Origin of the sequence: Streptomyces sp. NPDC020965, assembly GCF_044333555.1 — a bacterium.
Lineage (GTDB): Bacteria > Actinomycetota > Actinomycetes > Streptomycetales > Streptomycetaceae > Streptomyces.
This window is the reverse complement of record NZ_JBIRRE010000006.1, coordinates 54,208-66,406: the sequence shown is the minus strand read 5'-3', so window position 1 is coordinate 66,406 and position 12,199 is coordinate 54,208. Positions and strand designations below refer to the sequence as shown.

General features: G+C 70.5%; 10 protein-coding genes. 5 read left to right on the top strand and 5 right to left on the bottom strand.

The genetic code is table 11. The features are described from left to right. Nucleotides 1-150 precede the first annotated feature (150 nt). Both ACH4S7_RS19335 and ACH4S7_RS19330 read left to right on the top strand, forming a co-directional pair. The gene (locus tag ACH4S7_RS19335) at nucleotides 151-312 is read left to right on the top strand and encodes a hypothetical protein (protein ID WP_398522428.1); all 162 of its coding nucleotides are present in this window, start codon (nucleotides 151-153) and stop codon (nucleotides 310-312) included. Nucleotides 313-646: 334 nt separating this feature from the next. Next, nucleotides 647-1,903 (top strand): cytochrome P450, encoded by a 1,257-nt coding sequence (locus ACH4S7_RS19330; RefSeq protein WP_398522427.1) that lies wholly within the window; start codon nucleotides 647-649, stop codon nucleotides 1,901-1,903. 118 nt (nucleotides 1,904-2,021) lie between these two features. Here ACH4S7_RS19330 and ACH4S7_RS19325 read toward each other — a convergent pair whose 3' ends face one another. After that, nucleotides 2,022-2,261, bottom strand: a complete 240-nt coding sequence (locus ACH4S7_RS19325) for a polyprenyl synthetase family protein (RefSeq protein ID WP_398522426.1) — start codon at nucleotides 2,259-2,261, stop codon at nucleotides 2,022-2,024. Nucleotides 2,262-3,107: 846 nt separating this feature from the next. On the opposite strand from ACH4S7_RS19325, the gene ACH4S7_RS19320 reads away from it, so the two are divergent. Further along, on the top strand, nucleotides 3,108-3,302 hold the full coding sequence (locus ACH4S7_RS19320; RefSeq protein ID WP_398522425.1) for a hypothetical protein: 195 nt from the start codon (nucleotides 3,108-3,110) through the stop codon (nucleotides 3,300-3,302). 27 nt (nucleotides 3,303-3,329) lie between these two features. Here the strand turns inward: ACH4S7_RS19320 and ACH4S7_RS19315 are convergent, their stop codons facing one another. From ACH4S7_RS19315 to ACH4S7_RS19300, 4 genes are all read right to left on the bottom strand, one after another. Next, nucleotides 3,330-5,072, bottom strand: a complete 1,743-nt coding sequence (locus ACH4S7_RS19315) for an exo-alpha-sialidase (protein WP_398522424.1) — start codon at nucleotides 5,070-5,072, stop codon at nucleotides 3,330-3,332. 451 nt (nucleotides 5,073-5,523) lie between these two features. Continuing rightward, nucleotides 5,524-6,030 carry a hypothetical protein gene (locus ACH4S7_RS19310; protein ID WP_398522423.1) on the bottom strand — a complete coding sequence of 169 codons (507 nt, stop codon included), beginning with the start codon at nucleotides 6,028-6,030 and terminating at the stop codon, nucleotides 5,524-5,526. Nucleotides 6,031-6,838: 808 nt separating this feature from the next. Beyond that, nucleotides 6,839-7,093: a hypothetical protein gene (locus ACH4S7_RS19305; RefSeq protein WP_398522422.1), complete on the bottom strand. Its 255-nt coding sequence runs from the start codon at nucleotides 7,091-7,093 to the stop codon at nucleotides 6,839-6,841. Between the two features lie 181 nt (nucleotides 7,094-7,274). Beyond that, the gene (locus ACH4S7_RS19300) at nucleotides 7,275-8,795 is read right to left on the bottom strand and encodes an alpha/beta fold hydrolase (protein WP_398522421.1); all 1,521 of its coding nucleotides are present in this window, start codon (nucleotides 8,793-8,795) and stop codon (nucleotides 7,275-7,277) included. A gap of 123 nt (nucleotides 8,796-8,918) precedes the next feature. Here ACH4S7_RS19300 and ACH4S7_RS19295 point away from each other — a divergent pair, with 123 nt between their 5' ends. Continuing rightward, nucleotides 8,919-9,863, top strand: a complete 945-nt coding sequence (locus tag ACH4S7_RS19295) for a MerR family transcriptional regulator (RefSeq protein ID WP_398522798.1) — start codon at nucleotides 8,919-8,921, stop codon at nucleotides 9,861-9,863. A 912-nt stretch (nucleotides 9,864-10,775) separates the two neighbouring features. Then, nucleotides 10,776-11,645, top strand: coding sequence for a phosphotransferase (locus tag ACH4S7_RS19290; protein WP_398522420.1), 870 nt, complete (start codon nucleotides 10,776-10,778; stop codon nucleotides 11,643-11,645). Nucleotides 11,646-12,199 lie beyond the last annotated feature (554 nt).

Below are 12,199 nucleotides of genomic sequence, written 5' to 3'. Positions count from 1 at the left end.
GGCACCTCCCCGCATACCTACCCGTGCCGTCTGCCGCTGTCCACGCCCACTATCAACCACCTCGCCGAGCTGCTCAGGCGTCATCTGACGGCGACTCGGCCACGGTGGCGGATCCTGCCGCCGGGGAAGATCGCGGTGATCGTCCTTGCGGTGCTCCGGCATGATCAGCTCCTGGCCGACATGGCAGGCGGCGACGACGTGTCCGGGGCCACGGCCCGCCGCTGGCGAGACGGGCTGATCGGACTGCTCGCGGTCCAGCGCCGCGCTTGGACCGTGCCGGCGACAACCGGCCAGGACTCGTTCTTCCGCTGACCCAGCGCCGCCGAGCTCCCGCACCGTGCCGGGCACGGCGGCCCTCGCCCGCCGTACGCGACAGTGGAGTCGCGGGACAGCCATGTTTACGCGTCTTCACCGGGGTCCGGGCGGCGGGACGAGGTGATGAGCCGCCATGGACAGCGTCCAGATTCTCCCGTACTGGATAGGCCGGGCGGATTCCACGGACTCGATCCGCAACCACCCGGGATCCACAAGGTCCGAAGCTTCCCCCCTGCCTCGGACGAAGGGCATCGGCAGCACACCCGCCCGATGCCGCTCCCCGGCCGTACGGTCGTCACCGTCGTCCGCCCCTTGTTCTCAAGGAGACCTCATGGACCAGCAACCCGTGTTCGTGCTCGACTCCCACGGCAGCGATCGTCACGGCGAGGACGCCGCCCTCCGCGCCCGCGGCCCCCTGACCCGGGTCGACGTCCTCGGAGTCCGGGCGTGGTCGGTCACCGCACCGGAACTGCTGCGACGGCTCCTCCTGGACCCCAGGGTCTCCAAGGACGCCCGGCAGCACTGGCCTGCCTTCCCCGACCGGATCGTCGGGGTCTGGCCACTTGCTCTCTGGGTGGCGGTCGAGAACATGTTCACCGCCTACGGCGAGGAGCACCGACGACTGCGCCGTACCATCGGACCGGCCTTCGCCGCCCGCCGGATCAACGCGCTGGCGCCGGTCGTCGAACAGCTCGTCGCGGAGCTGCTGGACGACCTCGCCACCACACCGCCCGGTGAGCCGGCCGATCTGCGGGAGCGCTTCGCCTATCCGCTGCCCATCGGGGTCATCAGCCATCTCGCCGGCCTTCCTGCCTCCGTCCGGCCCCGGTTCCGCCACACCGTCGACGTGATCTTCTCCACCAGTCACAGCCCCGAGGAGACGACCGCCGCGGTCCAGGATCTGTACGCGCTCCTCGCCGACCTCGTCGCCACCAAGCGCACCGAGCCCGGACCCGACCTCACCTCGGCGCTCATCGCCGCCAGGGACATCGAAGGCGACGGAGAGCCCCTGACGGAGGCCGAACTCCTCGACACCCTGCTGCTGGTGATCAACGCCGGCTTCGAAACCACCGTCAACCTCCTGGACCAGGCCATCACCGCGCTCCTCACCAACCCGAGGCAACTCGCCCACGTCCGTGCCGGACGCGCCGAGTGGAAAGACGTGGTCGAGGAATCACTCCGCCACGAAGCCCCGCTCGCACATCTGCCGATGCGCTTCGCCGTCGAGGACATCCCCCTCCCCGAACACGGCGTGACCATCCAACGGGGCGACGCCATCCTGCCCTCCTACGCCGCCGCCAACCGCCACCCGGACCTGCACGGCCCCACTGCTGACGAGTTCGACACCACCCGGAGCGACAAAACCCACTTCTCCTTCGGCCACGGAACACACCTCTGCCTGGGAGCTGCCCTCGGCCGCCTCGAAGCCGAAATCGCCCTGCGCGCCCTCTTCACGCGCTTCCCTCAACTCGCCCTCGCTGTACCACCGAACCGACTGCACCCCAAACCGAGCTTCATCTCCAACGGCCACAGCGAACTGCCCGTCATCATCCACGCGCAGGAGACCGCCCCCTCCGGCTCCGGCTGATAGAAGCGGCGGGGCCGGTCCGGTGATGCCACGCGCATCATGTGGCGGGACCGCCCTCACCGCCCTGTTCGACTCCAGAGTGCTGGCAGATACGAAGGGCCTGCTGCCATGTCCCGCTTCACTCGCTTCGTCCACTCTGCTGGACCGCAAGGACCGGGTCACCGGCGAGGATGGCGGAACTCACGCCCACCCGCTCCGCCGCCCGAGACGGGCGTCCGTTCCGATGACGTTCGGCCAGGGCACGGTGCACCGTGGGCCGTCCGCGCCGGGTGTCCGAGTCGTCCATCACATCGTCGTGGATCAGGCAGAAGGCGTGGAACATCTCCAGCGCCGCCCCGATATGGACCACGGGCTCCACGGGTCCGCTCCGGCGGCGTGCCATCCCAGCACACACAGCAGGGGGCGGATCCGCTTGCCGCCGGCGTTCAGGAAATCCCCCAGTGCCACGGGGACATCCACGGGGAAACCCCGGGCCAAGGCGGATTCCGTCCTCTCATCCACGAAGGCGGCCAGGATCGCCGAGACCTGGTGTTGCGCCGCGGAGAGATCCACCGCGCCCCGCTTCGACGACAACTCATCGGCCCGCGTCAATGCGGTCATACCGCACCGCCCGTCCCGATGGCATCCGTGACGCGCACGGGGGTCCAGCCGTCCCCGGCGCTCCGCCCGACGAGGCGTCGACGGTCTTCGACGCAACTGCCGCGTACAGCACATCGCCCCCGACAGCCCGGCCTCGTACGGCCCGGTGAACCTCGCCGACGGTGACGGTCATCGGTCCGCGCCTGGCGTGCCCAGCCCGTCCGGGGCGGCTGTACCGCCAGGGTCAGGCTGGACAACTGAGCCGCTGTCGTCATGAGCTCCTCCCTCAGGAGCCACGGTGCACCCAGCCGTCACCGCATCCCCTACAGAAGAACAGGTGCATGTCAGAACCCGCAAGACCCCGGTCCGTCGTCGGATACGTGTATGGCGAGTGTGGGCGCTGCCACAGAGGACCGGGCGTTGGCGGCTCTGTGCACGCAGCCACGGCCAGGGCGGGAACGGGAAATCGGGGATGCGCGCCACGAGTGGCTGAGGGGCTGATCGTTCTGCCCCGGCTGCTGCCGGCTACGGTCGGCGGTCACGGCGGATCGCCCACAGGCCGGACGGCAACGGCCCTGACGCGGCGTGCCGGACGGCGCCGACCGGGTCTTCGGCCCATGTCCGGGTGCCGTTTCGCGGCCGCCGGCTCAAGCGATGGAAGCGCTGGCACCACACCACTCACGCCCAGATCCGCTGTGTCGGTGAGCTGGCGATGGCGCCCCTGAAGGGCTGGCACCTCCTGTGGGAACTCCGCTGCAGCACCAACCGCATCACCAACGTCGTGAAAGCCGTCCTGGTCCTTCACCACGCCTCATCGTGAGGTTGGAAAACGCTCCGTGTCCGGTGCTCACCACAAGGTGGTGAATCCCAGGCGGACGCGTTCTTCTTCGACGGCCACGTCGACGGCGCCGTCGCGGACCCGGGCGTACTCCGCGGGGGTGAGGGCGCGGCCGTGGATCCGTATGTCGTCCAGGCCGCCTCGGAAAAGCTGCTCGTAGTCCGGACGTGCCCCCAGATGAATGGTGAAGGCCCCCGGCGGGGTGATGTCCCCTGGGGGAGCGGCGGTGGTGCGGACCGGGCCACCGTCTACGGATAGGTGTAGTCGGCTGCCCTGGCGTTGGAAGACGACATGGTGCCAGGCGCCGTCGTTGTAGGACGAGGGGGTTTCCACGGAGGCGGACGCGGTGCCGGTGTCGATGGCGGCGCGCACGGTTCCGCTGCCCGGTTCCGCTCTCAGCCAGAACTGCCGAGCGCCTGCGCCCTGGCCGTATCCCCAGACGATGGGCTGTGGTCTGCTGGTCTCGGTGTGGCGGAACCAGGCGGTCACGGTGAAGTCGCCACCGCCTAGACGCAGGGACGGGGCGCAGTTGACGAGGCGGATGTAGTCGTCCTGGCCGTCGAGTTCGATGGCTTTGCCGGAGCCGCGGTTGCCCAGGACCGCTTTGCCGTGGACGACGGCGTGGTTGCTGTTTCCGGTGCTGTCGGAGGTGCGCGGGAGGCGTAGTTCCTCGCGTTCCGTATCCATGTGGGTCTCGGTGAAGGAGGTGAAGCGGATGGTGCCGTGGGGGGTGTTGGTCGCTGTCTCGTAGGCCAGGCTGATGGCGCCGGAGGGCAGCAGTGTCAGGTCGGAGTAGCCGGCCCGTCCGGGGTCGACGACGGTGCCGGCGCTCTGCCAGGTCCGGCCTTCGTCGAACGAGGAGCGGACGGCGAGGGTGCGGCGGTCCTCCACTGTGTGGGCGCCGGGGCGGGAGGGGGCGGACAGGAGCAGGCGGGGCCGGTTCGGGCCGGAGGAGGGCATGCGCAGTAGGGAGCCGAACACGGGGGGCGTTTCCAGGGAGGGCACGGGAGTGAACGGAGTGGCGAAGCTGAGGCCGCCGTCCGTGCTGGTCGCCGTCATCCGGTGGTCGTCGGTGCCGCAGGTGGCCGAGCTGCGGGCGTTCACATACAGGGAGCCGTCTCTCCTCTCCGCCACGGTGGGTTCCGAGGGGTAGGCGGAGGTCCTGGGGACGCGGTGGACGGCGCCGAGCGTCCAGTTCAGACCGCCGTCGTCGCTGTAGTACAGCTGCCCGCCGCCCTGGGCGTCGTCGGTCGTATGGTCGCCCGGAATCACGAGTCGGCCGCGGTGCGGGCCGCCGGCGAGCTGGATGCCGTGGCCGGGGCCGGTGGAGACCCAGGTCCAGCCCGCGGGCTTGAGATGGCTGAGCGGGCCCCTCGTCCTCCAGTTCACGCCGTCGTCCGTACTGCTCAGGGCGTGCAGCGCGCGCGGGCCCCGAACACGGGTGACGTCCGCCCCGACGCTCCACGGGCCGGAGGCGTACAGCAGGGAGATCCGGCCGGTCGCCGAGTCGGCGACGGGCGCGGGGTTCCCGTGGGCCAGGGTGTCGCCCGCGCCGCTCAGTACGCTCAGCGGCCCCCAGGTCCGGCCTCCGTCGAGGGAGCGTTTCATGACGATGTCGATGTGCCCGATGTCGCTGCAGTCGTCGACACGGCCCTCCGCGAAGACGAGCAGCGCACCGGAGGTGGTGGTGATCAGCGCGGGGATCCGGAAGCAGGCATAGCCCTCAGTGTGGTGGGTGAAAGGTGTGGACACCGCTCCCGGGAAGGCGGCCTTTCCTCCGTGGTGTCGTGGTCGCGTGCCTTCGACCGCCTGGGAGACCGGGGCCGCGTACAACCCGGGCGACGGCAGGAGGGAGAGCAGAAGAGACAGCGCCGTCAGAGCCAGGCATCCGTGCAGTCGTGTCGGACCAGAAAGCACCGTGTCTCCCATCACAAGGGTCGTCGGCCGGGAGTGTCGCCCTGGCACGATCGCCATAGCCGGAGAGGGGCCGCCCGTCAGTGTCTCCCCTCCACCCAGCCCACCAGATGGTCATGAAGATGTCGGCGCCCGCGTCATTGAGCGCGTCCAGGCTGACCGGTTGAAGCGCTGACCGGTGGAAGCCGAGGCGAACCTCCGGTGCCGACTGTCGCTCGTGCCGGGGGCTCGCGGATGGAACGGCCTGGCGGTATCGGATCACGGCGGACGGTACGCCGATTCCCCGCCGTCAGAAGAGTCTGACCTTGTCGACCCGGTTGTTCCAGTTGCCCCCACAGGGGGCAGGGCGCGACTCCTTGCCGAGGTCGGCGTTGCGTTCGCCTGGGTCGAGGCGGTACACCCATTCCGGGCAGGCGCTGTCGATCAGGAAAACCGTGCCATAGCGGTGGTTGAACGCGCTCGTTCCCTTGTTCATGATGTCCCCCTCCACCAACTGCCAGGTCCCGGCGCCGATGCGCCATCGCCAGAGACCGTTGGAGTTGAAGTCGGTCCACTCCCAGATGCAGAACCGGCCCAACGTGCAGTCGGCCAGGGATACCGGCGAGACCGTGTCTCGCTCAGCACGGGTCGCGACTCCCGGGGCGTCGAGGGCGGCAGCCTCGCTGTCGTAGCAGCGGGCGCTTCCGTCGACCCTCTGGACACAGAGACCACCATCGGGGCTCTGAACAGCACTGTTCTCAGCTCCCGCGGCTGAAGCCGTCCCGCCGATGAGGATCAGCGAGGCGGCCGTCGCCATCAGCGTGCGGAACGCTCGCCCTCCGCTCCGCGGAGAGGCCGGCGACTCCGGACGAACACGGATCGCGTAACGCATTTCTCATCCCCCTCACGTGGTGCCCAACGTCGGACATGCTGGAGTTACGGGCCTGAGGTCCATGCCCGCCCGGAGGAAACCGGCAGCGAAGGGCAGTACGAAATAATGCCAGCATTCACGACAGTCGGAACTGCCTCATCCAGACAGGATCCACCACGTACGAGATCGAGAAGAACCCACGCCACATACGCACCACAGGGCGCATAATGTGGGTGGATTCCGCCCGGTTGCAGCTTTTTGCCACCACGTAATTTCTCCTGTTCGCTTGGCGAGGGCCGAGATCATTGCGTGCCGCACTGTGTTTTCGGAGTTCGCTTGATTCTCCTTTCGTCTCGTCCGGATCTATCGGCGCTGCGTCGTCCTGGCCGCCGCCGTGCTCGGGGACGGTGCCCGTCTGCGTGAGCGGACACCGTCTACGCGCCTTCGGGTCGCCGTGCCCGCAGGGGCCAGTGTCCGGCGGGGGGTCGAGTTTGGTGAGCTCCGTTTCGACTGCCACGTTGATGGTGCCGAAGAAGTTGACGTTCTCGCTGTGGGCCGGGGAGATGGGGGCGAGGAGTGCGTCGTCGACAGCCGGTTCCGAGCAACCCTCCGCTGCCCAGCACCACCGTCTCGTTGTCGGACGTGGCTGGCCTGGTACGGCTGACCTCCGCCGCCAGATCCGCACCGAGCCTCGCGGTGTTCGCCCAGCCCGGATCCCTGAGCGTGCGGGAGGCCACGTACTTGGGCATCGCGTTCAGCGCGGCCACCGCGGGGTCGTCCATGGCGGCGTACGGCCATGTGGCGGTGAAGATCTCGTATGTTCTGCGGCCCAGGAGCAGGCCCCGGCACCAGCCGTGGCCTCGCTCATGAACCGCTCCACCACCTCGTCGACACAGGGCAGCACCCAGCCGCCCTGATCGAACCCACCGTCCCGGTCCTCGTCGGCCGAGAGGACCGAGGGCATGACACCGTCCAACGAGACGAAGTTGACCACGACCAGCTCACCCATGTGCTGCTCCCATCCGTGTGCCTGTTTGCACCGGTGTCGACCACACACAGGAGCGGAACTCATGGGTCGCGGCGGCGCGTGTCTCCTCAGATTTCGGGCGGCGCGGGGATCCTGGAGAGACGGCCCGGCTCTCCAGTCGCCCGCGAGCTCTCGACGAGCCGCCGACCGACCCGCGTCGGCGTCAGCCGGTCAGATGGGTCACCACCGAGCGCATGGCGTGGCGCAGCGCCGGGCGGGTCTCCTCAGGTGCGTCGAGGGTCTCGAAGCCGTGGTGGCCGTTTGGCACGTCGACCAGTTCCAGCCGCGCCCCGTGGTCCTCGGCCGCGGTCACGAACGCCTCCACGGTGGCGGCGATCTCGGGTGTCTCCCGTCCCGCGCGGAGGAGAACCACGGGAAGGGGACCCGCGTGGGCGAGCGCCCCGACGGGGTGGAACCGACTGTCGGTCATTCCCCAGTTGGGCAGCGGCGCCAGGATCGGGTAGGAGGCGGCCAGGCAGCGCAGCCAGGCCGGGGGCCGGGTCAGCCAGGGCGCGGCGAGCAGGCCGCCGCCGGAGAGGAACCACAGGGCGACCCGGTCGGCGTCCACCCGGGGATCGGCGCGCACCAGTTCCACCGCGGCGGTGACGTCCGCCGCGGCACGCTCATAGTCGGCGACGTCGTGCAGTCGGTGGTCGAGGGTCGCGCCGACCACGCCCTCGGCGGCGGCGAACCGGGCGTATCCGATGAGGGTCGGCCAGTCGCGCGGGGTCGGGCGGACCCCGGCGGGCACCGGTCCGCCGTGCACGAAGACCACCGCCGGTCGGGGCCCCTCGGCGTCGGGGACGTACAGGTCGACATGTCCCTTCCGGTCCCGGGGCAGCTCGGGCACATCGAGCGGGAACGGACGCGGCGGGGCGGGCGGCGCTTCGGCGCGGCGCGGTCGCAGCCGGCGTCCCTCGCCTGCCGCGGCGCGCAGCAGGACGTCCGCCAGTTCGGCGGGGCGGGAGAGCATCGGCCAGTGCCCCGTGGGCAGTTCGAAGAAGGTGACCCGAGGGTCGGCCAGTGCCGCGAGCCCGGGGTCGCCGAGGTCGACGAGCTGTTGCACCAGATCGACGCCGACACCGTTGAGGGTGCACAGCACCCCGGTGGTGGGCGCGGCGGCAGCCGCTCCGGTCAGGCGCAGCGGCTGGGTCAGGGTGCCCAGCGGCTGCGGCGCGGCAAGGGCGGTGAGCCGGTCCAGTACCGCGTCGGAGACATCGGCGGTGCTGCCCCAGCGCTGCCACCCGTCACGCGTCGGCGGTGCCAGCTCGCCCTCGGCCGCCTCGCGCCCGGCCACTTCGGCGAGCCGTGCGCGCAGGGTCTGGTCCGGTACGGCGGCCAACGCCGGGACGCCGTTCTGCGGCATTCCGCAGTCCAGGTAGACGACCCGGGAGACGCGCTGCGGGCGTCGATCGGCCGCGCCGAGCACCGGGTGGATGCCGTAGTCGTGGCCCACGAGCACCAGATCCCGGCCGGATGTCGTGTCCACCGCGTCGATCGCCTCGATCACGTCCGCGATGTGTGTCTCCAGATCGACGGGGGCTGACCCGGCGGGGCGGCCCGCGTCGACTCCGGTGAGCGGGACGGCGTGCGCCTCGCTGCCCGTCGCGACCAGCCGCTCCGTGGTTCTCTGCCACACATGAGCGCCGGTGAACACGCCTGCCACCATGATGAATACGGTCATGGCCGTCTCCTCGGGTCCGTTCCGCGACGTCGCGTCGGTCGCGCGCGCCGTGCTGCCGCGCACCGGCGCCTTCGCCCCGGTGGCCTGCCGGTACCGTAGGAACTCCCCCAAAGGGAGGTTCAACTGTCCACGTCGCACGAGGATCGCTGGAGCATCGGCGAGCTGGCCGAGCGGGCGGGCGCGACCGTGAAGACGGTCCGCTTCTACTCCGACCAGGGCCTGCTGCCCGAGGCGCACCGCAGCGGCGGCGGTCATCGCCGGTACGGCCCCGAGGCGCTGGAGCGGCTGCGGCTGATCCGCTCGCTGCGCGCCCTCGATCTGCCGCTGCCCGAGGTGCGCCGGGTGCTGGAGGACGAGGGCGCAGCGGGCCGGGTGCTGGAGGACGCCGTCGCGGTCCGGCTGCGCGAGCTGGGCGGTGAGCTGAGGGCGTTGCGCTGGCGGGAGGCGGCGTTGCGGCTGGTGCGGGAGTGTCCACCCGCGCAGCGGTCTGACCGGCTGCGGCTGATCGGCGCGGTGAGCAGCCCGCCGAGCACCGCGCCGCTGGCCCGGTTCTGGCGTGGCTGGCTGCCGGCGCGGATGCCCGCTCGGGCGACGGCGGCGTTCTTGGAGGTGGCCGTTCCGCAGCCGCCCGACGAGCCGGACCCGGCACAGGTGCTCGCGTTCATGCGGTTGCACGCGTTGACGACGGCTCCCTGCCCCGGCGGCACGCAGCCCCAGCCGGAGGTGCACCGGGCGGCCGGGGCCCGTGGCGCGGCCACGTTGTACGCGGGCCTCGCCGAGGCGTATGAGCTGGCGGGCCCGCAGGTGCGCCGGGCGCGGCAGCCGTTTCCGGGTGAGGCGCTGGACGCCTATGTGGCGGTGTACGCGAGCGCGTACGGCGGCCGGGACACCCGTGCGTTCCGCCGCTGGCTGGCCGAGCGGCTCGCGGCCGAACCGCGGCTGGACCGGTACTGGGAGCTGGCGGCCGTGGTGCTCACGCAGCCGGGCGGCCGGCCTGAGCCGACCCCGGGTTCCGCGGATGACTGGCTGCGCGCGGCGCTGGAGGGGGACAACGCCACGGCGGCGTAGACCGGTGCCGCAGGCCCCGCGGTCGGCCGGTCTCGTGCAGGCCGAGCAGACTCGCGGGACCTCCGGATCCGGGCCGGCCGGGGCACGTCGGCGCGCACTTTGGGGTCGGTACGGAGGGTGGCGATGGCCTGGGTGTAGACGTGCACCCCTTCGGGAAGCCGCTGGCTCTCGGCCCGAGGCGCTCGTCGCGTGCCACTCCTCGTCGGTGCGACGACAGCGCTACCCTTTGCACCTCATCCGCCCAGGAGGGCCCCGGCCGATCCATGGCGGTCAGACGGCCGCCGCGCTCTCTCCTGAAGGTCCCATGTCCGAGCAGTCTTCCGCCGGGTGGCTCGTCATCCGAGGCGAATCCCCGACCACCCGTGCCCTCGATCCCGGTCTTCACGGCCTCGATGTTCCGCACGAGGTGCTGACCTGCGCCGACGAGCACGGCCTCGACAGCGGTGACCCCGACGTCTACCTCGTCGTCCCCCCGGCAGAGGAAGCCGAGCCCACCGTGACCGGCGAGGAAATCCGTCGCCGGTTCCCGCTCGACAGCACATCGGCCGCACACCTACGCGACGCGTGGGAGAATGCCGCCCCGCTGCCCCCCCCCGGGACCAGACACCAGCGACCGACATGCTGCGCGCCATCCCGCAGTGGCGCTCCAGGGCCCGGACGCGGCAGTTGGCCGATGAGATCCGGTGGTCGGCTGATGACGGGGGACGGTGTCGCCGGAGTGGCGCGGCGGGCGAGGAAAGCGTCTTTGAGGTCGGGGTGCTTGTGGGTGAGGAACCGGCGCTTGAGGCTGGCGCGCGCGGCTGGACCATGTGCGCCGGCCGTGCGTGCCCCCCCGCCACCACGGTGACGTCCTCATCAAGACGAGCCCCGGCTATTGGCACCACCCTCGCTCGTCTGTGCCAAGATTCGAGGGTGGAGATCACCGACGTTACGCGTGCGATCGCGGCTGCGACTTCGGTCGCCGCATTGCTCGACCTGCCGGCTGACGACGTGATCGTTCTCCACAACTCGAACAAGCTGGCACTGCGGCTGACTCCATGTGACGTTTTCGCCCGGGTCGCCCCTGTGGGACACGAGGTCGCGCAGTTCGAAGTCGAGCTCGCTCAGCGGCTCACCGAGGCCGGATGCCCAGTGTGCCCTTTGGAGCCTCGGGCGGACCCGCGTGTGTACACGCGCGATGGTTTCGCAGTGACGCTGTGGACCTACTACGAGCCCGTGGCACCTCACTTCTCACCGGTCGACTACGCCAAGGCGCTGGAGCGGATGCACGCCGGCATGCGCAGCGTCGATGTGCCGAGCCCGAGGTTCACGGACCGGATCACGGAGGCGGAAGAAGTTGTCGCCGACCCGGACCGCTCACCGGAGCTCGCCGACGCGGACCGCGTCTTCCTCAACGGCAGGCTGGCCGGCCTGCGCCACGCGATCGAGGGGCGCGGCGCCGTGGAGCAACTGCTCCACGGCGAGCCGCATCCGGGCAATGTGCTCAGCACAAGGAGCGGCCCTTTGTTCATCGACCTTGAAACGTGCTGTCGTGGACCCGTCGAGTTCGACCTCGCCCATGTTCCCGAGGCGGTCTGCGAGCACTACCCGAACGTCGACCAGGAGCTTGTGGACGAGTGCCGACAGCTCGTTCTCGCGATGGTCGCCGCGTGGCGCTGGGAGCTGGGCGACCAGTTTCCGAACGGGAGGCGCTGGGGAGAGGAGTTCCTGCGCGCCCTGCGCGGTGGTCCTCCTTGGCCGACACTCGACACGATGAACAAGCGGCTGGGCGGCCTGGAGTAATCGCCGAAGGTCCCGTGCTGAAACGGGGCGCCGGTGCCGGTAGATGTGGCCATTCATGACCGAGGCCCAAGAATCTTGGTCAGACGATGCCGACGGGTGCGCCGGGCCGTTGCGGGCCCCGGGTCACGGAGCCCGACTGGTGCCGACTGCCTGGGCCCGGCACAGTCGACCAGGCTCCGGCCTCCGGTCGGTGTCGGTGGGCGGCGGCAGACTGCGCGCATGGATGTTTCTCACGATACCGATCGCCGTGACCGTGCCGGGCTGGTGTGGGTCCGGTCGACGGGTGCCCCTTGATCGTCGTTCCGGGGTCATCGGCACCGCCGTCGACGACTCCGGCCCCGCCCATCAGCACGACCATGGTCCAGCAGCTCCTCCAACGCGTCGGCCTTCCCGCCGGGGCCGACTGCGCGTGGACCGGATCGTCGACGAAGCACGCCACACGCCGACCCCGCCCGACTGGTGGAGCTCTTCGGCCTGTCCAACCTCTCCGCCACCGCTACGTTCTGTTGGCACACCCGGACAAGAGGAACGGCCCCATCGCCCTGTAGGGCCTG

Coding starts and splice junctions, on each gene's coding strand:
- ACH4S7_RS19300 (WP_398522421.1), bottom strand. CDS start 8,795: ATGACCGTATTCATCATGGTGGCAGGCGTGTTCACCGGCGCTCATGTG.
- ACH4S7_RS19305 (WP_398522422.1), bottom strand. CDS start 7,093: ATGGGTGAGCTGGTCGTGGTCAACTTCGTCTCGTTGGACGGTGTCATG.
- ACH4S7_RS19330 (WP_398522427.1), top strand. CDS start 647: ATGGACCAGCAACCCGTGTTCGTGCTCGACTCCCACGGCAGCGATCGT.
- ACH4S7_RS19310 (WP_398522423.1), bottom strand. CDS start 6,030: ATGGCGACGGCCGCCTCGCTGATCCTCATCGGCGGGACGGCTTCAGCC.